Genomic DNA, 22390 nt, shown 5'->3' with positions numbered 1-22390 from the left:
GCGGATAGGAATGGCTTCGGTGGCGTTAGCAGATTTACGCGCGGCTATCCCGGCAGCGGGACCGCACAACGTGTCTCGTATTCCAGGCCAGGGGCAAGGCTGTAGCAGATTTTCGGTTTTGGTAGGAGTGGATTTCAAAGTGGCGAGTAAAACCATTCCAAACTGCCGAGTAAAAGTATTTCAAAATGACGAGTGAAACCATTTCAAAGTGCGGAATAGGCAGTTCATGGCTATGATTTATCCTCATGGTGGATTCGTATATTGCCCGCATTGCGGACGCTCAATTAGAGGCAGCGCTTCGGCGGCAAGGTGGGGTGCTCATCCAGGGACCAAAAGGCTGCGGGAAAACAGAGACGGCAAGCCGACAAGCGGGAAGCATTTTGAATGTTGAAACCGATCCCAGCGTCCCATTGGCGATGGCTACCGATCCACGGTTGCTGCTCGATGGGGAGGCACCTCGCCTTGTCGACGAGTGGCAACTGCATCCTCGCCTGTGGGATTTTGCGCGACACGAAATTGATCGACGCAAAGCGAAAGGGCAGTTCATTTTCACAGGCTCGACAGCGCCTGGGGTGAACGCGACTCGCCACTCCGGGGCAGGTAGATTTGCGCGATTGACGATGTCGACCATGACGCTATTTGAATCGGGCGAATCGGATGGCTCGGTATCTTTGCGGGACGTCGTTGCTGGCAAGTCTCCTGCTTTTGCAACTCCGCCACTCGCATTTGCGGATTTAGCGAATCGGATGTGTCGTGGTGGCCTGCCCTACAACGTGGATCTTTCTTTGGAAGATGCCATTCAAAACGTCCGCGACTACATGCAAACAGTTGCGGGCGTAGACATTCACACGGTTGGGGATGTGACTCGCGACTCGGAACGGGTTCGTAGAGTTTTGCGCTCTATTGCAAGAGCCGTCGCGACAGAGCTTAACCTACAGACGATTGCAACCGACGTCGAAGTGAGTCGCGATACAGCGCGTGACTACCTTGACGCACTTTCTCGGATTTTCGTCTCCGTGGATCAACCAGCCTGGTCGACTCACCTGAGGTCAAAAGCAACGTTGCGAAAGTCTCCCAAGCGTCACCTCGCTGACCCTTCGTTCGCCATGGCTGTCCTTGAGCGAGGCCCACATCATCTGGTGCAGGATCCCCGCTATTTTGGGCAACTGTTTGAGTCGCTCGTTGTGCACGAATTACGCGCTTTGACTGGCAAGACGGTGTACCACGCAAGGCTGAATACAAAGCTCGAAGTGGATGCTGTAGTCAGCTTTGACGATGTTGATCTACTCGTCGAAGTGAAGCTTGGCTATACGCCAGAGATTCTTGACCACGCCGCAGATACGCTTAAACGGTTTGCGGATCAGCTTGAACAGGAAACAGTTTTGCTCATCGTGACCTCAGGGGGTCCGGTCCACAGGCGTGCGGACGGTGTGATTGTTGCGCCGATTGGGGCGTTGGGTCCGTAGCGGAGGGATTGACGTGCTGTTCGCGTATGGCGGCCACTGAAAAAGTTCCCAAGTCCGGGAACGATTTTGGATTTCTGGTGCGGCGACCTGGGGAAACGCAGCGAAATCTAGGCTGATGGGCGGGATCGTTCCCCGAATTGCGGATGAACTGGGAACTTTTTCAAAAGGGCAGGACGGCAAACCTCTGTACCATGTGCACATGGAACCTCGAAGCATTCTCCGGACCTACGCGACGGCGATGGTTGTGTGCCTCGCGCTGGCGATCGGTACGCAGATCCTGCTCGGTAGCTCCGTGGAATTCATGACTATGACCTTGGTGTGCGGCATCGTGGAGGCATCGACGGCGCTGCTCGCGCTGGGCGGCGCGGTTTGGTTCACGCAAGCTGCGTGGGGGCGCGGCTACAGAAGGGCAGTTGTGACGGCGTGGGTAGCCGCGGTGTGCCTGGTGGTCGGGTGGGGGTCGATGGCGGTGGCGCGGTGGGAAGAGTATCGGGCGGAGATGTCCCTGCCGATCATCAACCTCTTTATGTTCCTCATTCCCATCGGCCTGGTGGTGTTGTTGAGCGCGGTCCAGCTGGTGCGGAGGCGCTAGCGCTGCGCACCTTTAATAAGGAACACCACTCCCACGATCGCGCAGGCGGCCGCGATGATAGCGCCTGTCGAGCCTGAGATGAACATGACAGCAAACGCTGAGAGCAAAATTCCTGCCCCGCCAATCAAGAAATCCATAGGTTGCAAGGCTAGTGCATGTCAGTAGACTTCGGTGACCTTGGAGGGGTCGCCGAGGCGCTCGCCGACGAACACGAGGCCGAGGAAGCAGAGTGGTACGACGTAGCCGAGCACGATCCAGAAGGTGTGCAGGCGCGGGCCGCATGCGCGCGCGATGCCGACGCCCACCAGGGTGCCCACGGTGTTCATGAGGAGGTCGTCGATATCTGAGTAGCCGAGCGAGAAGATGTATTGTCCCGTTTCGACGGCCAGGCTCAGCCCGAACCCGAACAGCACGGCCCAGCGGGCGTCGCGGAAGGCAACGTATGCGAGCACGCCGACGGGGATGAAGAAGGCGATGTTGCCGCCGTAGCCGAAGAGGGGCGCGAACCAGGATTGGGCGTCGTGAAGCTCGGCGAGGGGCTGTAGCGAGAGTCCGCGGCGGCGTTGGTTTGCTGGGTCCCAGAGGTAGCCGATGCGGAAGAACGCTTTACACATTGTTAACGCAATGACGACGCAGCAGTAGGCGGCGAGTGCTCCGAGGGCTTTGCGGTTCATGGTTGCAACCTAGCACAGTTTCACACCAGTCACAGGGGTAACGGTGGGGGCGTCGAAAAGTCACCCTGAACTGCGTAAACGGAAAAGCGAGATAGTGGGTGAAAATAAATGCTTGACTTTCACCCACTAATTCTTTAAAGTAAACAGCAAGTTAACAAACGGTCAACAAAGTAAATGAAACCGAAGGGAGAGTGTCATGAAGTTCCTCAAATACTTGCTCACGTACGATACGCGCACGATCCTTGAGGCGATCGACCGCGCATCGAACTAACAACTAACACAGAGCGAACGCGAACTGGCGGGCACCGACGAGGGGGTTGGTGCCCGCCAGATTTTTCATGTGCACCCACATATGAGAGCGCCGAACATGCACCGGCGCCCGCGAACGCACTACGCTTAGGGCGAAACTCTAACTAGGCACCGAAAGTGAGACCTGTGGAAACCACGACTGCAGTAGAAGTCCTTCAGCGAGTGCTGATGCCGAAGAAGGGCGAACCGCACGACGTCCGCATGCTGTACCTCATCGAGGCAGAGCAGAACAAGCAGCGCTTGACGTGGGCGGACCGGACGAGCGTATCCATCCCCGCCGGGGAGGAAGTTTCCTTCGAGACGTACTTCAACGCGTTCCCGGCATCCTATTGGCGGCGCTGGTCGCAGCTGGAAAACGTTGTGCTGGCGATGGAAGTTGAGGGGCAGGCGACTGTCTCCATTTACCGCTCGAAGCACGACGGCAAGCGCATCGCTGTGCAAAACGCTGAGGCCAGCGACGGCGTGCTGGAGGTAGTGCTGCCGCTGCGTAACTTCGAGGACGGCGGCTGGCTGTGGTTCGACGTCACGGCGGAAACGGACACGACGATCCGCAACGCGGGTTGGTTCTCTGACAAGGAGCCGGAGGCCCAGACGATGCCGGACGGCACGACCACCGGCCCGGAGCCGAAGCAGGTCGCGGTGGGCATCCCGACGTTCAATAGGCCTCGCGACGCCGTCAACGCCCTGCACGCGCTGGCAGAGGACCCGTTCGTGCTCGAATCCATCTCCGATGTGCTGATGCCCGACCAGGGCAACCAGCACCCGGCGGACGAACCGGACTTCAAGGAGGCGGAGAAGAACCTGCAGGGTAAGCTACAGATCTTCCGCCAGGGCAACCTGGGCGGCTCGGGCGGCTACGGCCGCATCATGTACGAGGCGCTGCGCACCACGGACGCCCCATACATCCTCTACATGGACGACGACATCGCGATCGAGCCGGATTCGATCCTGCGCGCGGTGCAGGCCGCCCGCTACGCGAAGGCCCCCATCCTGGTCGGCGGCCAGATGCTGAACCTGCAGGACCGGTCGCAGCTGCGGACGACGGGAGAGGCCGTCGATAAGGATGTGTTCATGTTCCGCGCCGCGGAGCACGCGGTGTACGACCACGACTTTGCCAAGTACCCGCTGGGCTACCTCGGTACCGAGGAAGAAGAGCTGGACCCTCGCAAGACGACGTCGCGTGCCCTGCACCGCCGCGTCGATGTGGACTACAACGGCTGGTGGATGAACCTCTTCCCACGCGTCGTCGCGGAGAAGCTGGGCCTTCCGATGCCGCTGTTCATCAAGTGGGACGACAACGAGTACGCACTGCGCGCCAAGCAAGCCGGCTTCCCCACGGTGACGTGGCCGGGCGTGGCCATCTGGCACATGGCCTGGGCCGATAAGGACGACGCCATCGACTGGCAGGCCTACTACCACATGCGCAACCGCCTCATCGTCGCCTCCCTGTACGGCCCGGAGGCCCCGGACGCGATGCTGAAGAACATGCTGAAGTCCACCTACAAGCACATCATGTGCATGGAGTACTCCACCATGGCCATCCAGCTGGAGGCCATGAAGGACTTCCTCGCAGGCCCGGACCAGCTGTTCGACATCCTCGAGACCTCGCTGCCGCGCATCCAGAAGATCCGCGCCAACTACGACGACGCCAAGGTCGTCTCCTCCGCAACGGAGCTGCCCGCGCCGACGGGCGCGCCGGGCGTGCCCACCAAGAACATCGGCGGGCGCCTGGCCAAGCTGAAGAAGATCCCGTGGGCGGTCAAGGCGCTGCGCCACCAGTTCACCCAGGAGAACCAGGAGCACTGGGAGGCGCCGCAGCTGAACCTCACCGCGGAGGAGGCCCGCTGGTTTACGCTGGCCCGCCTCGACTCGGCGACGGTGGCCACGGCAGGTGGCACGGGTGTGGCGTTCCGCAAGCGCAACAAGGCGCTTGCGGACGACCTGCTGCGCGAAACCAAGGCGCTACAGGAAGAAATCAAGGAGCGCTGGCAGGAGCTACGCCAGCAGTACGAAGCCGCGAAACCGGCGCTGACCAGCGTTGAGAACTGGGGGAAGGTGTTCGATGAGCAAGCGTGAAGCTGATATCCTCGTCGCGATCCAGAACGCGGCGTACACCCCGGCAGCCGTCAAGGCGGCCAGGGGCTTGAGCCACTTCGGCGAGCACGACCTTGGCTGGTTGGCCGTCGCGGGGCTCGGGGCGGGCGTCGATAAGAAGAGGCGCTCGAAGTGGCTGGCGCTGGGCGTGGGCACCTTCGTGGCGCACGCGGCGAGCGTCGTCATCAAGCGGATTGTGCGGCGCCCAAGGCCGCATGACCCCCGCGTGAACATTGGCGTGGCCACCCCGTCGAAACTGTCGTTCCCTAGCTCGCATGCGACGAACACGGGCGCGGCCGCGGTGCACCTGATGGACATCACGGGCAAGAAATGGCCGCTGCTGCTCGTACCGGTGATGATGTTCTCCCGCAACCTCCTTGGCGTCCACTACCCGACGGATACTATTGTCGGTGCTTTGCTCGGCGCCGGGTGCGCCAAAGCGACGATCAAGGTGGAAAGGCAGCTGAAGTGAGCAACACGCAACCGCACGAACCCTTTTTGAAGCCAGAGCCCCACACCGAGGGCGTCGACTACCAGCAGGTACGCGTCCCGCCCAAGAACCTTCCCGACGCCATGGTGAAGGGCCTTCGGCCGAAGCAGTGGGTGAAGAACGTCCTGGTGCTGGCGGCTCCGCTGGCCGCTGGGACGGAGGCATGGACCTCCCGCACCGCGCTGGACGTGCTGTTGGCGTTCGTGGTGTTCTGCTTCGGCGCCTCCTCGATCTACCTGGTCAACGACGCCCGCGACGTGGACAGTGACCGCGAGCACCCGACGAAGCGCTTCCGCCCGATCGCCTCGGGCATGCTGCCGATCAACCTGGCCTACGCGATGGCGGTGGTGCTCATCGTCGCAGCGCTTGGCCTCTCCTTCTTAGCGACGGACGGCTTCGCCCTCGCCCTCGTGATTGGCATCTATATTGCGCTGCAGCTCGGCTACTGCTTCGGCTGGAAGCACATCCCGGTCATTGACATCGCGCTGGTGTCCTCCGGGTTCATGCTGCGCACCATGGCCGGTGGCGTGGCGGCGAACATTAACCTGTCGCAGTGGTTCCTGCTGGTCGCGGCGTTCGGCTCGCTGTTCATGGCGTCGGGCAAGCGCTACGCGGAGCTGCTGCTGGCGCAGGAGACTGGCGCGAAGATCCGCAAGGCCCTGGAGGGCTACACGGCCACCTACCTGCGCTTCGTGTGGACCCTGTCCGCGACCGCCGTCGTGATGAGCTACGCCCTGTGGGGCTTCCAGCTCTCCAACTCGGTCGAGGGCGCGGCCGCGGTCTGGTACCAGATCTCGATGGTGCCGTTTGTGATCGCGATCCTGCGCTACGCCGCGAAGGTTGACGGTGGTCACGGCGGCGCGCCTGACGAGATTGCCCTGGAAGACCGCGTGCTGCAGATGCTGGCCGCGGCCTGGATCCTGTGCATTGTGCTGGCAGTTTACGTGGTGCCAGCGCTGGCTTAGTAACATTGGCGCAATGAAGATCAACGCCCGGGTGACGCTGCTGCTGTCGTGCGCCATTGCGGGCGTGTTCGCATTTTGGGGTGGGTGGACCAGGCGCTGGATGTCTGACGACGGCCTCATCGTCCTGCGCACCGTGCGCAACCTGCTGGCCGGCAATGGCCCAGTCTTCAATGCCGGTGAGCGCGTGGAGGCGAACACCTCCACGCTGTGGCAGTACTTGATCATCGCGTTCGCGATGGTCAGCGACGCCCGCCTGGAAACCATCGCGATGTGGCTCGCGCTGCTGTGCACGGTCGTCGCGGCGGTGCTGGCCACCTACGCTGCGGGCAGGTTCTGGCGCTCCGCGGCGGTGGTGCCGCTGGGCATCCTGGTCTACTTCGCCCTGCCGCCCGCGCGCGACTTCGCCACCTCCGGCCTTGAGTGGGGCCTGTCCCTGCTGTGGCTGGCCGCGTGGTGGGCGCTGCTCGTCCAGTGGGCGGGTGGCACCGCACGCCTCGCCGCCCCCGTGGTCGGCTACTGGCTGGCCTTCTGGTGCGGGCTGTCGTGGCTGGTCCGCCCAGAGCTCGCGCTCTACGGCGGTCTCACCGGCCTCGTCCTGCTGGTGTACTCGCCGCGCAAGACGCTCGGCATCCTGGCGGCCGCGCTGCCCGTGCCCGCCGCGTACCAGATCTTCCGCATGGGCTACTACGGCCTGCTCACCCCGCACACCGCGGTGGCCAAGTCCGCCTCCGGCAGCGAGTGGGCCGACGGCGCCACATACGCCTGGGACTTCATCGGGCCCTACGCGCTGTACCTGCCGCTCCTGCTGGTCATCGCGGTACTCCTTATTTCTTTACGACGCCTCCTCGTCACCGGACGTCGCGCCGCCATCGTGGCGCTCGTCGTGGGGTGCGCGCTGATCCACATCCTGTACGTGCTACGCGTCGGCGGCGACTTCATGCACGGGCGCATGTGGCTGCTGCCGCTCTTCGCGCTGCTGCTGCCGGTGATGGCCGCCCCGCTGACGCGCCTCAACGTGGTGGTTGCGCTGGTGTTGGTGGTGTGGGCGTCGATAATTGTGGTGCGTGCTCACCCGCTCGACGAGGACATCCACAGCAGGACGGCGAAAGAGCTCGGCATCGTTGACGAGCGCGAGTTCTGGACGATGGCCGTCAACCGCGAACCAGACAACCCGCCGCGCTACGCCGAAGACTTCCTGGGCTCGAAACTCATGACGAACTACACAGACGCTGTCATCGAGGCCCGCGACGCCCACGCCGCCCAAATCGCACCGGGGCTTATCAGCCGCGACCCGGAGCTCTACTCCTGGTACCCGCGCCCCCGCGTCCCCGACGCAGACAGTAACTTGCAGGCCTACCAGTTGTCGCTCTACCTGATCAACCTCGGCATGACCAGCATGAACGCGCCTCTCGACGTCCGCGTCCTCGACACCGTCGGACTTGCGACGCCGCTCGCGGCCCGTATGCCGCGCGACCCCGAAGGGCGCGTCGGGCACGACAAGCAGCTCGCCGCCGAATGGCAAGTTGCGGACACGGCCGTCGACCTCTCAAAGGTTCCCGAGTGGATCGACCAGGAGGAAGCGCGCCAAGCCCGCGCCGCACTCCGTAGCCCCGAAATAGCCGAGCTGCTCGCCACGTCCCGCGAGCCAATGAGCCGCGAACGCTTCTGGAAGAACATCAAATACTCGCTGGGTAACGGCCGAACCCTCCAGCTTTCCGACGACCCCTCCACCTACCTCAGCTACCTCACAGACGACGAACAGGCACGGCTCAGCCAAGGCGAGGATTTGGGTATCCATAGCGGTACCCGTGTAGTTTGGTAGCAAACTGCTGAGAAAGGGAAACGCTGTATGAAGAACCGCCACGGACTCATGGGCCTAGTGGTAGCGCTCCTGACCGCGCTGTCGATGATCGTCGCCGCCCCCCAAGCACAAGCCGCCAACCGTGACTGGCTGCGCCCCGACTCCACCGGCACCTGCGAATGGGACCGCGTCGGCTACTGGGTACAACGCTGCACCGTCTGGTCGCCAGCAATGGGCCGCCACATCACCGTCCAGATCCAGCCCGCTCAGCGCGGCGGCAACGCCGGCCTCTACATGCTCGACGGCCTCCGCGCCACCGAACGCACCAACGCCTGGGTCCAAGACGTCAACGCAGCACGCACCTTCGTCAACCACAACATCACCCTCGTGATGCCGGTCGGCGGCCAGTCTTCCTTCTACACCGACTGGAACGCGCCAGCCACCTACAACTTCAACAGCCCCGTCACCTACAAGTGGGACACCTTCCTGTCCAAGGAGCTGCCCGCATACCTGCAGCGCCACTTCGGCGTATCCCCGACGAACAACTCCATCCTCGGCCTGTCCATGGGCGGCACCGCCGCGATCAACCTCGCCGCGCTGCACCCGCAGCAGTTCCGCCAGGTGCTGTCCTATTCCGGCTACCTCACCACCACCATCCCCGGCGCCCAAACCGCGCTGCGTCTCGCACTTCTCGACGGCGGCCTCTACAACCTCAACGCCATGTGGGGCTCCATCTTTGATCCCCGCCGCTACGAGAACGACCCATTCCTGAACATGGGTAACCTGCGGGGCCGCGACGTCTACGTCTCCGCCGGAAGCGGCACTCCATCCGCACGCGACGACCGCTACCTGCCACAGCACAAGGCCGCCGGCATCGCGCTGGAGATGGTCGCGAACTTCACCACACGCCTGTGGAGCGCCAAGGCCACAGCCACCGGCGTCAAGCACACCGCCGTGTTCACACCTGTTGGCCTGCACAACTGGGAACAGTTCGGCCAGCAGCTTGAGTACACGAAGCCTCGCATCCTCAACGTGATGAACGCCTGGTAGTTTTTGGCCCTTGCACTTCTTGGCTCCCGCGCACCAAATTCCTTGATTTGGTGGGCGGGTTTTGCGTTTCCCCAGGTGGTGCGGCTCGCGGGACGGAATTTGGTGCGCTTGCTCGGGGTGTCAGTGACAAAAGACGCACCCTAATATATATAGCTCTTTATCTACCTGCAGGTTTGAATGTCCAGCACTTTTGGGGATGCGTCCTTTGTCACTTCCCCGCTCGACCCTGCACCAAATTCCAGCATTTCAGTGGGTGGGTTTTACGTTTGTCCAGGTCGCCGGACTTGCATGCGGGAATGTGGTGCGCACCCCACCTGGCCTGACACCAAATTCCTGGATTCTCGTGCGCTGATCTGCAAACGCCCAGGTCGCTGACTCTCGCCGAGGGAATTTGGTGCACACACCCCATCCACAAGCCAAATATCTTGGTGGCGCTCCGGCGTGTCTGGTGGCTAAACTCTCAAGGCATACTTAACCTTTAGAGTGATTTGTTAGCGCCGTCGCTGGTTGATTCCGGGGGAGGGGAACCCTCGGAGTTGGCTGTAGAGCACGCGGCGCTGGTTGTGCACACCCAAAAAATGGCAAAAGCCCAGAAGAAGAGTTGAGGCAGGAAATTCATGCGTGAGACCCGTTCCCCTATGAATCGGATGAAGAAGGCTGCGATTGTTGCGGCGGCGGTGCCGATGGTGGCGTCGTTAGTTCCGGTGTTGTCGACGTCGGCTGCGGCGCAGTCGTCGTTGCCGCTGTCGAGTAACCGTGGTGGGCTGTCGGATAATATTCGGCCGTCGGACCCGCCGAAGCGGACGCCGATTGAGGTTGATAAGAACCCGCAGATCCCGGGCCTGCCTGAAGGTGTGAGCGTGGACCGCATTGAGTGGTTGACGAACCGCCGCGTGGCTGTGTTTATTCGTTCGGCGGCGATGCCGGAGCAGCTGATGCAGGTGCAGATCCTGCTGGCGCGTGACTGGCACTCGAATCCGCAGGCGAAGTTCCCTGAGGTGTGGGCGCTGGATGGTCTGCGTGCTCGTGATGATGAGAATGGCTGGACCATCGAGACGAATATTGAGCAGTTCTACGCTGACAAGAACGTGAACGTGATCCTGCCGGTTGGTGGTGAGTCTTCGTTCTATTCGGATTGGCAGCGCCCGAACAACGGGAAGAATTACAAGTGGGAGACCTTCTTGACGAAGGAGCTCGTCCCGGTGCTCAATAACGAGTTCCGCTCGAATGATAGCCGTGCCGTGGTGGGTATCTCGATGGGTGGTACTGCCGCGATTAACCTGGCGGAGCGTAACCCGCACCTGTTCAAGTTCGTGGGTTCCTTCTCTGGTTACTTGGACACCACAACCACGGGTATGCCGACGGCGATTAAGGCCGCGCAGATGGATGCGGGCGGCTACGACTCGGAGGCGATGTGGGGCCCGGCTGGTTCGCAGGACTGGATTGACCACGACCCGAAGCTTGGCATTGAGGCGTTGAAGGACATGACGGTGTACGTGTCCTCGGGCTCGGGCCGCGATGACTTTGGTAACCCGGAGTCGGTGGCGAAGAGCGCTGCGAACCCGGCTGGTGTCGGGCTTGAGGTGATTTCTCGCTTGTCGACGCAGACCTTCGTCGATTACGCGTCGCGGACGCCGGTGAAGCCGGTTGTGAAGTTCCGTCCGTCGGGCGTGCACTCGTGGGAGTACTGGCAGTTTGAGATGACGCAGGCCTGGCCGTACATCGCGAATGCGTTGGCGTTGGCGGAGGCTGACCGCGGTTCGGACTGTAGCCCGGTGGGCGCGATCGCTGAGGCGACGAAGTCTGGTGTGATCGGTAGCTGCGTGAATAACGAGTACGACGTCGCTGACGGCAAGGGCAAGGCCGAGGACTTCCGTGGTGGTACCGCGTTCTGGTCCCCGAAGACGGGTGCGTACCCGCTGTTCGGCGCGATCCTGGCGAAGTACAGCGGCCTGGGTGGCGCGTCGAGCTGGCTCGGCTTCCCGACCACCGGTGAGACCAAGACGCCAGACGGCGTTGGCCGCTTCGTGCACTTCGAGAACGGTTCGATTTACTGGACGCCGCAGACTGGCGCCTACGCTATCCCTGGCGACATGTTCAAGGCCTGGGGCGAGAACGGCTACGAGACGGGCGACCTGAAGTACCCGGTTGCTGAGGCGAACCAGGTGGGCAAGGGCTACGTGCAGAAGTTCCAGGGCGGGTTCCTGACCCGCAACCCGGACAAGAGCCACAACATTGTCCACGGCGCGATCGCTGAGAAGTACGGCGAGCTGGGCACGGCGACGAGCGCATTGGGCTACCCGAAGAGCAACGAGATCGCGATCCGCGGAGGGTTCTTCCAGCAGTTCGAGAAGGGCAACATCTACTGGTCGCCAGAGACCGGCGCACACGTGGTGCTCTACGGCGACATCTTCGAGGAGTGGGGCAAGCGCGGCTACGAGCAGGGCGCGATGGGCTGGCCGACCTCGGACATGCGCGAAATCCCTGCCGGTGGCCTGGTGATTGACTTCCAGCACGGAACGCTGGAGCAGGTCAACGGCGTGGTCCGCGAGCGGAAGTAAGGAGCGGCGATGAAGCGACTGCTGACGAGCGCAAGCCTGTGCCTCGCGTTGGGCCTGGCGGCCTGCGGTGGCACGACGGTGGAAAGCGATGACGTAACGGCGACGCAGGCCCCGCCGACGGCAACGTCGTCGGCGTCTGGCACTGCAAAGGCGACGTCGTCGGAGGGAGCGAAGCCGGCGTCGAAAAACCAGGGCCCGGCGGATCAGCCGGCGCGTGAGGTGACCTCGATTCCGGAGCAGGCGCCGACGTTTAGCCCGAAAGAGCAGGCGTTCCTTGACCAGCTGCAGCAAAGCGGCGTGAATGTGAAGGGCGTCGAGGATCAGTTGACGGCGACGGGCGCGACGGTGTGCAATGGTGACTCCGTGACGCGCGATGCGGTTGCGGGGCAGCTGGTAGAGCAGCGCCGCACCGATTTGGATGCGAATGCCGTGGCGGCGCTGATTGGTGAAACCGCGCAGTCCAAGCTGTGCAAGTAAGGGAGTAATATGCGCAGAGCAGGCGTTGTAGCTGCGGTCATTGTGGTGCTCGCGGCGATTGGGCTGGGGGTATTCCAGTGGCTCAAGAACCAGGACGGGCCGAGTGTCGTTGAGCCGGGTGAGCCGGGCACGTCGACGGAGGCTCGCCAGGAGCCGGATTGGTGCCCCTCGGTGGAGTTCGTCTCGATTCCGGGTACGTGGGAATCGTCAATTGACGACGACCCCTTCGCCCCGCAGGCGAACCCGAACAGCTTCATGCTGTCGATTACGAACCCGCTGCAGGAGCGCTACCCGATTGACCAGGTGCGCGTGTTCACGGTGCCGTACACGGCGCAGTTCCGGAACATTCAGACGCCGCAGGGCCGCAACGAGATGAGCTACGACGACTCCCGTGCTGAGGGCACGGCGCGCGCGAACGGCGAGATCGCGTTTGTGGCGGAGCAGTGCTCGAAGACGAAGTTCATCGTGGCTGGTTTCTCCCAGGGCGCGGTGATTGCGGGCGATATTACGAGCCAGATTGGCGCGGGTACGCACGCGTTGCCGCCGGAGCGCCTGCTGGGCTCGTTGATGATTGCGGACGGGCGTCGTGAGAACGGCGTCGGCGTGAACCCTGGTGTTGAACTGCGTGGTGTTGGCGCTGAGATTGCGCTGCGCCCACTGCAGATGGTTGTGAGCGCGGCGACGCCAGGCGCAACGATGACCGGCGCGCGGCCGGGCGGTTTCGGACAGGTGGCTGATCGCGCGTACGAGATTTGTGCGCCGAACGATTCGATCTGTGACGCGCCGCAGAATGTCGGAAATGCTGTGGATCGCGCGGCTGCGTTGTTGCTGGCTAACGGCAATCACGCGATGTATGCCTCGAACCCGGATGTGATTCCGGGTACCACTACGCCGCAATGGGCTGTAGATTGGGCAATGTCCGTAATTGATTCTTTCTAGAAACTAACTAGATTCTAGGACCTGACTACAAGGAGTGCCCATGGATCTCCAAGCACTGATTCAGCGGTTTATTGACGAGACCGGCCAGATCAAACTCCCGCCGAACTTCACCATCCCGGCCCTGACCGAGATGCTCTACGGGGCGGCGGCACAGGCCGGTGCGACAGACACCATCAATATCCGCTCGTGGGACTACTCCGCGGACCCGGACGGGGCGCTGCGTACGTTCACGCGCGCGGAAGTGAACACGCGGATCAAGTCGGTAGCGGCGCGCCTGCAGCAGATCGGCGCACCGGGGGACCGCGTGGCCATCCTGGCGGGCAACTGCCCTGAGTACATCTTCGGATTCATGGGTGCCATGTACGCTGGCCAGATCCCGGTGCCGCTCTACGACCCGACCGAGCCAGGCCACGAAGGCCACCTGCGCGCCGTCCTCGCCGACGCCGAGGCCAACGTGGTACTCACTAACAAGCAGGGCGCACCAGCAGTGCGCGCCTTCTTCGCGGAGCTGCCGGGCAAGGAGCGCCCGCGCATCATCGCGGTCGACGCGCTGCCGGACACGCTCGCTGCCGGCTGGGTGGCCGGACAGGTGGAGGGGGACGTCGATACGTCGGACCATGTGTCCTTCCTGCAGTACACCTCCGGCTCCACCCGCAACCCGGCAGGCGTGATGCTCACCAACGAGTCCATCGTGTCTAACGTCATCCAGATCTATACGGCGGCGAAGCTGGAACAGCCGATGCGCGTGCCGTGCTGGCTGCCACTGCACCACGACATGGGCATCATCATCTCGATGATGCTGATCATCCTTGGCAGCGAGTTCGAGCTATTCACCCCGCGTGACTTCATCCAGCAGCCGATGCGCTGGGTGGAACGCCTCGGTCGCTGCGAGAGCGACCCGGAGGACATCCACGTCTTCACCGCGGCGCCCAACTTCGCGCTCGAGCTGTGCGCTCGTGCCGTCGGGCACGCGCCGCAGGACCTGGACCTGTCCGTCCTCGACGCCCTCGTCATCGGTTCTGAGCCGGTGACGAAGCCGAGCGTCGACAGCTTCATTGCGGCCTACGAGGGCTTCAACCTGGACCGCAAAGCGATGCGCCCCTCCTACGGGCTCGCGGAGGCGACCCTGCTCGTTTCCACCCCGCAGACCCCGGACCGCCCCAAGTTCGTCACCCTCGACCGTGACAAGCTCACCGAGGGGCTTGCGGTAGAGACAGATGGCGGCGTTGTGATGGCCTCCAACGGCCAGCCGGTGTCATGGATGCACTTCGCCGTCGTCGACCCGCAGACCCACGACGAGGTCGCGCCTGGCACCATCGGCGAGCTGTGGGCACACGGCCCGAACATCGCCCTCGGCTACCAGGACCGCGCGCGCGACACCGCCGACACCTTCGGCAACACCATCGGCGCCACGCTCCAGGAAGGCCTGCCGAAGGACGGCTGGCTGGTAACAGGGGACCTCGGCACGCTTCTCGACGGCCACCTCTACATCACCGGCCGCGTCAAGGACCTCATCGTGGTCGCAGGACGTAACCACTACCCGCAAGACATCGAGGCCACCGTCATGGAGGCCAGCGAACACGTGCGTAAAGATTCGGTGGCTGCGTTTGCGGTGCCGGGGGAGGACGTCGAAAAGCTGGTGCTGCTGGTAGAGCGCGCGGACACCGCCACCCCGGACGGTGATGCAGACGCCATCGCGGCGATCCGCTCCGCCGTGACCGCGAAGCACGGGCTGGCGCCGTCGGACATCCGCTTCTACGCGCCGAACGAGATCGCGCGTTCCTCCTCAGGCAAGATTGCGCGCCAGGTCAACGCGAAGAACTACCAAGGCTGATAACGAAAAGAAAGGCACGACCGATAGGGTTGGATGCTATGAGTGAGAATGCATTGATCCAGTGGCTGCAACAGTGGGTTGCGGAGACGACCGGTGTGGAAAGCGTTGACGCGACCACCCCGTTTGAGTCCTACGGGCTCTCGTCCCGCGACGCAGTGGTTCTCTCCGGGGAACTGGAGAAGCTACTGGGCCGACGCATTGACCCCACCGTGGCCTACCAGTACCCGACGATCGCTGCCTTGGCCCACGCGCTGACCGCTGACGCCCCGGCGGCGTCGAACGTCGTCGCCACCGGCCGCGACGTGGAGGCGAAGGGTCACGACATCGCCATCGTCGGCACGGCCGGGCGGTTCCCGGGCGCGAATAACGTGGACGAGTACTGGGAGCTGCTCGCCGCAGGCGAGGTCACGACCGGCCCGCTGCCGGAGGGCCGCTGGTCCGAGTACAACTCGGATCCGTTCCTGCGCACCAAGATGCGCGAGGAAGCCACCGACGGCGGTTACCTCGACGACATCGCCGCCTTCGACAACGAGTTCTTTGGCCTGTCCCCGCTGGAGGCGAAGAATATCGATCCGCAGCAGCGCATCATGCTGGAGGTCGCCTGGGAGGCGCTTGAGGACGCCCACATCCCCGCCGACTCGCTGCGTGGGCAGCGCGTGGGCGTGTTCGTCGGTTCCTCGAATAACGACTACGGCATGCTCATGGGCGCTGACCCGGCGCAGGCGCACCCGTACGCGCTGACCGGCGCGTCCAGCGCGGTGATCCCGAACCGGATCTCCTACGCCTTCGATTTCCGTGGCCCGTCCATGAACGTGGACACCGCCTGCTCCTCCTCGCTGGTGTCGGTGCACCACGCGGTGCGCGCGCTACGTGAGGGCGAAGCCGACGTCGCCCTCGCCGGCGGCGTGAACATCCTGGCTAACCCGTTCGCTTCCCTGATGTTCTCGGAGCTGGGCGTGATTTCGCCCTCCGGGAAGATCCACGCATTCTCTGATGACGCGGACGGCATCGTCCGCTCGGAAGCAGCCGGGTTCATCGTGCTCAAGCGTGTGGAGGACGCCATCGCCGACGGCGACGACATCCTCGCCGTGATCAAGGGCAGCGCCACCAACTCGGACGGCCACTCCAACGGCCTGACCGCCCCGAACCCGGAGGCCCAGGTAGACGTGTTGCAGCAGGCGTACGCCGACGCGGGCGTGGACCCGCGCACCGTTGACCTCGTGGAGGCCCACGGCACCGGCACCATCCTCGGCGACCCGATCGAGGCGACCGCGCTGGGGCAGGTCTGCGGCACCGGCCGCGAGGCTGGCCAGCCGCTGCTGCTTGGGTCCGCGAAATCGAATATTGGCCACTCGGAGTCGGCCGCGGGCGTGGCGGCACTCATCAAGGTCGTCCAAGCCTTGCAGCGCGACACGATCCCTGCGATGGCGAACTTCGCCGGCCCGAACCGCTACGTCGACTTCGACGCCAACAATCTTGAGGTCGTCGAGGACCCGCGCGAGTGGCCGCAGTACTCCGGCCAGCGCGTGGCGGGTGTCTCCGGCTTCGGCTTTGGCGGCACGAACGCGCACGTCGTGGTCAAGGAGTTCGACCCCGCCGACTACGAAGCAGCACCGCAGCGCCCCGAGGCGCTCACCGGCGTATCGACGGCCGCCCTGCCCGTCAGCGGCCTGCTGACCTCGCGCCGCAAGACCGCAGCAGCCGGGCTTGCCGACGCGCTCGGGGGACGCCCCGACGCGGACCTTATTCCTTTTGCGCGGTCGTTAGCGCTGCGTAACCATGGCCGTTCCGCCGCGGTGGTTACCGCCGCAACGACCGAGGAGGCCGTCAAACGGCTGCGCCAGGTCGCCGAGGGCAAGGTCGGCCCCGGTATCGCCGTGGCGGATTCGCCGAACGCGCTCGGCCCGGTGTTTGTGTACTCCGGCTTCGGCTCCCAGCACCGCAAGATGGCGAAGCAGCTCATGGCATCTTCGCCGCTGTTTGCGCAGCGGATGCGTGAGCTGGACTCCATCGTCCAGTTCGAGGCCGGCTGGTCCATCATCGAAATCATCGAGGACGACGGGCTGACCTACGATACCGAGACCGGCCAGGTCGCGGTGACCGCCTACCAGATCGCGCTGACCGACATGCTGGACGCCGCCGGGATCCGCCCGGCCGCCGTGATGGGCATGTCCATGGGTGAGATTGCCGCGGGCTACGCCTCCGGCGGCATCAGCGCGAAGGACGCGATGGTGATCGCGTGCCACCGCGCCCGCCTGATGGGTGAAGGCGAAGCGCTCACCGCCGACACCGATGCCGAGGGCGCCATGGCCGTCGTCGAATTGAGTGCTGATCAATTGGAGGGCACGGGCGTCGAAGCGGCCGTGTTCGCCGGGCCTGGCATGCTCACCGTCGGCGGTCCCGTTGGTGCGGTGAAGGGGCTCGTCGAGAAGCTGGAAGGCGAAGGCAAGTTCGCACGACTGATGCGCGTGCGCGGCGCCGGGCACACGAGTGCGCTCGACCCGATCCTGGGTGACTTGGCCGCGCAGATCGCCGGCATTGAGGCCCACCCGCTGCGGATCCCGCTGCTGAGCAGCGTCGACGAGCGTGTGGTGTACCAGCCGGGCCAGGTTGTGCACACCGACGAATACTTCCTGCGCATGACGCGTCAGCCGGTCTACATCCAGCAGGCCACCGAGACCGCGTTCGCCGAGGGCTACACCACGCTCGTGGAGGTCGCACCGAACCCGGTGGCGATCATGGGCCTGATGAACACCGCGTTCGCCTCGGGCAAGCCGGACGCGCAGCTGCTGTTCACTTGCAAGCGCAAGGTCGACGAGGTGGAGTCCATTTTGGACCTCGCCGCGAAGCTCTACGTCACCGGCACCGCCGTCGATTTCACCGCGTTCTACGGCCGCGGCCCGCGTATCGACGCCCCACTAACCCAGTTCAAGCGCTCCGAGTTCTGGACCGACGCGCGCCCCGCCTCCGCGCACACCTCGCTGCTCGGCGCGAAGGTGCGCCTGCCGGAGGGTCAGGTCGCGTACTCGACGGCCGCGGACACGCTGTTTAGCCCGCACCAGATTATCGACGCCGTCGCCGCCGAAGTCCTGCCCGGCTCCCGGGTGGTGGCCTACGAGGACCACGACGTACTGCCTGCAGAGGGCGACGTAACCACCATCGCGGCGACCTCGCTCGGCGGGGTGAGCGTGAAGGTGTTCCACGAGGACACGCTGCTTGCGGAGGGCTTCGCTACCGCGCTCGACCTTGGCGGTGCTGTTGAAGAGGACTCAATAGCTGAGGCTACTGGTGACGCCGCGCCGGCCGTGGAGGAGCTCGCCGACGTCGACGCCATCCGTTGGGACCCGAACTCCGGCGAGTCCGTCGCGCAGCGCCTGCGCTCCATCGTGTCCGAGTCCATGGGCTACGACGCCGAGGACCTCCCCGACGAGCTGCCGCTCATCGACCTCGGCCTGGACTCCCTGATGGGCATGCGCATCAAGAACCGCGTGGAGAACGACTTCCAGATCCCGCCACTGCCAGTACAAACGCTTCGCGACGCCTCCGTCGCCGACGTCATCCGCATCGTCGAGGACGCGGTCGCCGGGGTGCAGTCTGAGACCGCTGATGCTGCCGCTGAGCCAGCCGAAGCCGCTGCCGAACCCACCGAGAAGTCGGAGGGCGCCCAGGGCGTCGGCGTCGCACCCCGCGACGCCTCCGAACGCATGGTCTTCGGCGCGTGGGCCAAGTTCACCGGCACCGCTGCGGCAGGCGTGACCTCCGAGCTGCCCGCCATCGACGACGCGCAGGCCGAGAACATCGCCAACCACCTGAGCGAGCGTTCCGGCATCACCGTGACCGCGGAGCAGGTCAAGGACGCCGAAACGCTCGAGCCGCTCGCCGACATCGTGCGCGAGGGCCTCGAAACCGAGGTCGAGGGCAACATCCGCGTGCTGCAGCAACCAGAGCACACCACCAAGCCGCCCGTGTTCGTGTTCCACCCGGCCGGTGGGTCCAGTGCGGTGTACCAGCCGTTGGCTCGTCGATTAGAAGATGACGTCGCGGTGTACGGCGTCGAGCGACTCGAGGGCACCCTCGAAGAGCGCGCCGCGGCCTACGTTGAAGACATCAACCGCATCGCACCCGAGGGTAAGGTCGTGCTCGCGGGCTGGTCCTTTGGCGGCGCGCTCGCCTACGAAGTGGCGCACCAGCTGGGCAACGACCGCATCGCGTACATCGCGCTGCTGGACACCACCCAGCCGTCCGAGCCAGCCCCCGACACCCCGGAGGAGACCAAGGCGCGCTGGGAGCGCTACGCCAAGTTTGCCAAGGACACCTACGGGCTGGACTTCCCGGTGCCCTTCGACCTGCTGGAGACGGCAGGGGAGGACGCGGTGCTCAACATGCTGGCGGAATTCCTCGCCACCACCGATGCATCCGAGCACGGGCTCGCCGCCGGTGTGCTGGAACACCAGCGCGCGTCCTTCGTCGATAATCAGATCCTCAACCGCCTCGACTTCGCCCGCTGGGCAGACGTGCAGGTGCCGGTGCTGCTGTTCCGCGCCGAGCGCATGCACGACGGCGCGATCACCCTCGAGCCGGCCTACGCCCACATTGACGAGGACGGCGGCTGGGGCGCTATCGTGAAGGATTTGACGATCGTCCACCTGCCGGGCGACCATTTGGCAGTAGTTGACGAGCCCGCGATTGGCATCGTGGGCAAGCACATGAACGAATGGATTGATAATGGCAACTAGCGCAGAAAAGCTCGCTGACCTGCGTGCACGTCTAGAAAAAGCGCAGGACCCCGGTTCCGAGCGCTCCAGGAAGCGCCGCGACGACGCCGGGAACACCACCCCGCGCCAGCGCATCGCCGCGCTTCTCGACGAAGGCTCCTTCGTCGAAATCGGCGCCCTAGCCCGCACCCCCGGCGACGACAAGGCCGTCTACTCCGACGGCGTCGTCACCGGATACGGGCGCATCGACGGCCGCCCCGTCGCCATCTACGCCCACGACAAAACCGTCTACGGCGGCTCCGTCGGCGTCACCTTCGGCCGCAAAGTCGTCGAGGTGATGGAGTTCGCCATCAAGATTGGCTGCCCCGTCATCGGCATCCAGGACTCCGGCGGCGCCCGCATCCAAGACGCCGTGACCTCTTTGGCCATGTACTCCGAGATCGCACGCCGCCAGCTCCCGCTGTCCGGCCGCAGCCCGCAGATCTCCATCATGCTGGGCAAATCCGCCGGCGGCGCCGTCTACGCGCCCGTGACCACCGACTTCGTGGTCGCCGTCGACGGCCAGTCCGAAATGTACGTCACCGGCCCCAACGTCATCCGCGAAGTCACCGGCGAGGACATCACCTCCGCCGAACTCGGCGGCGCCCGAGTGCAGGAACAGTCCGGTAACATTCAGGCCGTCGTCGGCTCCGAAGAAGAAGCCTTCGACTACGTCCGCGACCTCCTCGCCCACCTGCCGACGTCCACCTTCGACCCAGCCCCTGTCGAATGGGCCCCCGAGGACGAAGACCTCGACGACTCCTCCCTCGACACCTTCATGCCCGACGACACCAACGCCGGCTACGACATGATGGACCTTCTCGTGCAACTCGGCGACGACGAGAACCTCGTCGAAATCCAAGCCGGCTACGCCGAAAACCTCATCTGCGCCTTCGGCCGCATTGACGGCCGCACCGTCGGTTTCGTCGCCAACAACCCCATGTACCAAGCCGGATGCATCGACGCCGACGCCGCCGACAAAGGCGCACGCTTCATCCGCACCTGCGACGCATACAACATCCCCCTCGTCTTCGTCGTGGACACGCCCGGCTACCTGCCCGGCGTCGACCAGGAGCGCGAAGGCCTCATCCACCGCGGCGCCAAACTCGCGTTCGCCGTCGTCGAGGCCACCGTGCCGAAGGTCACCCTCATCGTGCGCAAAGCGTACGGCGGCGCCTACGCCGTCATGGGCTCTAAGAACCTCACCGGCGACATCAACCTCGCCTGGCCCACCGCCCAGATCGCCGTCATGGGCTCCTCCGCCGCCGTCGTCATGATCCAAGGCAAGCAGCTCGCCGCCATCGAGGACCCCGTTCAGCGCGAGGCGATGAAGAAGATGTTCATGGACTTCTACGACGAAACCATGACCTCCCCATACGTCGCAGCCGAACGCGGGTTCATCGACTCGATGATCGAGCCGTCCCAAACCCGCATCTCGTTACGACGCGCCCTTCGCCAACTTGCCACCAAACAAGAGCAAGACCTGCCGAAGAAGCACACCATCAGTCCCCTCTAAAACACATAAGGAGAAGAATTTCATGCTTTCCTCTGCACTCGACATCGCCGGAGACATCATCAACCACCTCGTGTGGATGGTCTACGCCCTCCAAGGCGGCGACTTCCTCGCCAACATGGGTTGGCTGTCGAGCTAACGCCGCTTCAGAATCAGTTTCGCTGCACCGCGCCATCCGAGCATGAGCAGCGCCGACATGCTGCTCGCCACGATCACGAACGAGTAATGCGGCAACTTGTGGCGGTAGAAGCCCCAGATGATCAGTCCGACCACGATCGTGATGAGCCAAATCAGCCACCCCTTGTCCTTGCGGGTGGCCAGCCACGCCAACCCCAGCCCGACCGCGAACGGTAGGAAGGTTTCCAGCCAGCCGAAGAAGTTCAGCGGCATCTCTTCGGTCTGGTGAGCGATGCGCGCGAGCAGCGCGAACGCGGCGATGGCAACGTAGTCAGCAGCAATTGCGTACGGTTTTTTAATCATGTCAGACAGTCTAACCCGGTGCCTGGTTGCGTCGGTAGGCCGCTGGTCGGTGCCGCAAAACCCGCTTAGTGAATTTGTGAACAGATTTGCGTTTCCTGCCTACCGCCCCCGGTAAAACCGCAAAGTGTCGCAATAGGAGTGTAGTAATCCTCCCGAGGGGACCGGCTGGTGATGCAGGATCATCATCTGGGCAAACATGATGTCTGTGTCGTCGTGATCGGCGGAGATCTCCCGGTCCGCCTCAGTCGTCGCCGCGGTGGTGGCTGAGGTGGAGGCATCGGTGTTGCCTGACTCGGTGGCCTCACCGCAGGCGGCTAGCGCCAGGGTGGAGGCCACGGCGAGAGCGGAAAGAACAGGGGTGCCCCTCATGGTGGGGTCTTTCAGGGCCATA

The 22390-nt window shown here is 63.9% G+C and carries 17 protein-coding genes; 13 read left to right on the top strand and 4 right to left on the bottom strand.

Annotated elements, in window-relative coordinates:
- Positions 1 to 245: 245 nt before the first annotated feature.
- Complete coding sequence (locus KBX13_RS06775; protein WP_256008302.1) at positions 246 to 1466, top strand: ATP-binding protein; 1221 nt, start codon at positions 246 to 248, stop codon at positions 1464 to 1466.
- A 199-nt stretch (positions 1467 to 1665) separates the two neighbouring features.
- Positions 1666 to 2058, top strand: a complete 393-nt coding sequence (locus KBX13_RS06770) for a hypothetical protein (RefSeq protein ID WP_256021371.1) — start codon at positions 1666 to 1668, stop codon at positions 2056 to 2058.
- On the opposite strand, the gene KBX13_RS06765 is transcribed toward KBX13_RS06770, so the two are convergent.
- Both KBX13_RS06765 and KBX13_RS06760 read right to left on the bottom strand, forming a co-directional pair.
- A complete protein-coding gene (locus tag KBX13_RS06765) occupies positions 2055 to 2195 on the bottom strand; it encodes a hypothetical protein (RefSeq protein WP_168156157.1) in 141 nt (46 codons plus the stop codon). The genes KBX13_RS06770 and KBX13_RS06765 overlap by 4 nt on opposite strands.
- A 21-nt stretch (positions 2196 to 2216) precedes the next feature.
- Complete coding sequence (locus KBX13_RS06760) at positions 2217 to 2732, bottom strand: VanZ family protein (RefSeq protein WP_070479666.1); 516 nt, start codon at positions 2730 to 2732, stop codon at positions 2217 to 2219.
- A gap of 435 nt (positions 2733 to 3167) precedes the next feature.
- Between KBX13_RS06760 and KBX13_RS06755 the strand changes: the two genes are divergently transcribed.
- From KBX13_RS06755 to KBX13_RS06705, 11 genes are all read left to right on the top strand, one after another.
- Entirely contained in the window at positions 3168 to 5117 is a 1950-nt protein-coding gene (locus tag KBX13_RS06755; RefSeq protein WP_256021370.1) for a glycosyltransferase, read from the top strand.
- Positions 5104 to 5607: a phosphatase PAP2 family protein gene (locus KBX13_RS06750; protein WP_070479664.1), complete on the top strand. Its 504-nt coding sequence runs from the start codon at positions 5104 to 5106 to the stop codon at positions 5605 to 5607. Before KBX13_RS06755 ends, KBX13_RS06750 begins: the two co-directional genes overlap by 14 nt.
- Entirely contained in the window at positions 5604 to 6590 is a 987-nt protein-coding gene (locus KBX13_RS06745; RefSeq protein ID WP_256021368.1) for a decaprenyl-phosphate phosphoribosyltransferase, read from the top strand. The genes KBX13_RS06750 and KBX13_RS06745 overlap by 4 nt, the downstream gene beginning before the upstream one ends.
- Before the next feature lie 13 nt (positions 6591 to 6603).
- Entirely contained in the window at positions 6604 to 8412 is a 1809-nt protein-coding gene (locus KBX13_RS06740) for a hypothetical protein (RefSeq protein WP_256021367.1), read from the top strand.
- Between the two features lie 27 nt (positions 8413 to 8439).
- Entirely contained in the window at positions 8440 to 9441 is a 1002-nt protein-coding gene (locus KBX13_RS06735; protein ID WP_070361775.1) for an alpha/beta hydrolase family protein, read from the top strand.
- 617 nt (positions 9442 to 10058) lie between these two features.
- Positions 10059 to 12002 carry an alpha/beta hydrolase-fold protein gene (locus tag KBX13_RS06730; protein ID WP_256021365.1) on the top strand — a complete coding sequence of 648 codons (1944 nt, stop codon included), beginning with the start codon at positions 10059 to 10061 and terminating at the stop codon, positions 12000 to 12002.
- Between the two features lie 9 nt (positions 12003 to 12011).
- Complete coding sequence (locus tag KBX13_RS06725; protein WP_070361777.1) at positions 12012 to 12479, top strand: DUF732 domain-containing protein; 468 nt, start codon at positions 12012 to 12014, stop codon at positions 12477 to 12479.
- A 9-nt stretch (positions 12480 to 12488) separates the two neighbouring features.
- Positions 12489 to 13418, top strand: coding sequence for a cutinase family protein (locus KBX13_RS06720; protein ID WP_256021363.1), 930 nt, complete (start codon positions 12489 to 12491; stop codon positions 13416 to 13418).
- A gap of 40 nt (positions 13419 to 13458) precedes the next feature.
- Positions 13459 to 15252 carry a FadD32-like long-chain-fatty-acid--AMP ligase gene (locus tag KBX13_RS06715; RefSeq protein WP_256021361.1) on the top strand — a complete coding sequence of 598 codons (1794 nt, stop codon included), beginning with the start codon at positions 13459 to 13461 and terminating at the stop codon, positions 15250 to 15252.
- A 38-nt stretch (positions 15253 to 15290) separates the two neighbouring features.
- Complete coding sequence (locus KBX13_RS06710; protein ID WP_256021360.1) at positions 15291 to 19988, top strand: type I polyketide synthase; 4698 nt, start codon at positions 15291 to 15293, stop codon at positions 19986 to 19988.
- Positions 19978 to 21522, top strand: a complete 1545-nt coding sequence (locus KBX13_RS06705; RefSeq protein ID WP_256021357.1) for an acyl-CoA carboxylase subunit beta — start codon at positions 19978 to 19980, stop codon at positions 21520 to 21522. The genes KBX13_RS06710 and KBX13_RS06705 overlap by 11 nt, the downstream gene beginning before the upstream one ends.
- 132 nt (positions 21523 to 21654) lie before the next feature.
- On the opposite strand, the gene KBX13_RS06700 is transcribed toward KBX13_RS06705, so the two are convergent.
- A complete protein-coding gene (locus tag KBX13_RS06700; protein ID WP_070975634.1) occupies positions 21655 to 21999 on the bottom strand; it encodes a DUF3054 domain-containing protein in 345 nt (114 codons plus the stop codon).
- 99 nt (positions 22000 to 22098) lie between these two features.
- Positions 22099 to 22389 (bottom strand): hypothetical protein, encoded by a 291-nt coding sequence (locus tag KBX13_RS06695; protein WP_256021354.1) that lies wholly within the window; start codon positions 22387 to 22389, stop codon positions 22099 to 22101.
- Position 22390: the final 1 nt, after the last annotated feature.

This window comes from Corynebacterium sp. CCUG 51687 (genome assembly GCF_024453995.1).
Classification (GTDB): domain Bacteria; phylum Actinomycetota; class Actinomycetes; order Mycobacteriales; family Mycobacteriaceae; genus Corynebacterium; species Corynebacterium pseudogenitalium.
Note: the sequence above shows the minus strand (reverse complement) of the source record. Positions and strands in the feature narration are given on the sequence as shown.

Excerpts from the sequence above, each read along its gene's own strand:
- KBX13_RS06775 (WP_256008302.1), top strand. The coding sequence starts at position 246 with ATGGTGGATTCGTATATTGCCCGCATTGCGGACGCTCAATTAGAGGCA.
- KBX13_RS06770 (WP_256021371.1), top strand. The coding sequence starts at position 1,666 with ATGGAACCTCGAAGCATTCTCCGGACCTACGCGACGGCGATGGTTGTG.
- KBX13_RS06765 (WP_168156157.1), bottom strand. The coding sequence starts at position 2,195 with ATGGATTTCTTGATTGGCGGGGCAGGAATTTTGCTCTCAGCGTTTGCT.
- KBX13_RS06760 (WP_070479666.1), bottom strand. The coding sequence starts at position 2,732 with ATGAACCGCAAAGCCCTCGGAGCACTCGCCGCCTACTGCTGCGTCGTC.
- KBX13_RS06750 (WP_070479664.1), top strand. The coding sequence starts at position 5,104 with ATGAGCAAGCGTGAAGCTGATATCCTCGTCGCGATCCAGAACGCGGCG.
- KBX13_RS06740 (WP_256021367.1), top strand. The coding sequence starts at position 6,604 with ATGAAGATCAACGCCCGGGTGACGCTGCTGCTGTCGTGCGCCATTGCG.
- KBX13_RS06735 (WP_070361775.1), top strand. The coding sequence starts at position 8,440 with ATGAAGAACCGCCACGGACTCATGGGCCTAGTGGTAGCGCTCCTGACC.
- KBX13_RS06730 (WP_256021365.1), top strand. The coding sequence starts at position 10,059 with ATGCGTGAGACCCGTTCCCCTATGAATCGGATGAAGAAGGCTGCGATT.
- KBX13_RS06725 (WP_070361777.1), top strand. The coding sequence starts at position 12,012 with ATGAAGCGACTGCTGACGAGCGCAAGCCTGTGCCTCGCGTTGGGCCTG.
- KBX13_RS06720 (WP_256021363.1), top strand. The coding sequence starts at position 12,489 with ATGCGCAGAGCAGGCGTTGTAGCTGCGGTCATTGTGGTGCTCGCGGCG.
- KBX13_RS06715 (WP_256021361.1), top strand. The coding sequence starts at position 13,459 with ATGGATCTCCAAGCACTGATTCAGCGGTTTATTGACGAGACCGGCCAG.
- KBX13_RS06710 (WP_256021360.1), top strand. The coding sequence starts at position 15,291 with ATGAGTGAGAATGCATTGATCCAGTGGCTGCAACAGTGGGTTGCGGAG.
- KBX13_RS06705 (WP_256021357.1), top strand. The coding sequence starts at position 19,978 with ATGGCAACTAGCGCAGAAAAGCTCGCTGACCTGCGTGCACGTCTAGAA.
- KBX13_RS06700 (WP_070975634.1), bottom strand. The coding sequence starts at position 21,999 with ATGATTAAAAAACCGTACGCAATTGCTGCTGACTACGTTGCCATCGCC.
- KBX13_RS06695 (WP_256021354.1), bottom strand. The coding sequence starts at position 22,389 with ATGGCCCTGAAAGACCCCACCATGAGGGGCACCCCTGTTCTTTCCGCT.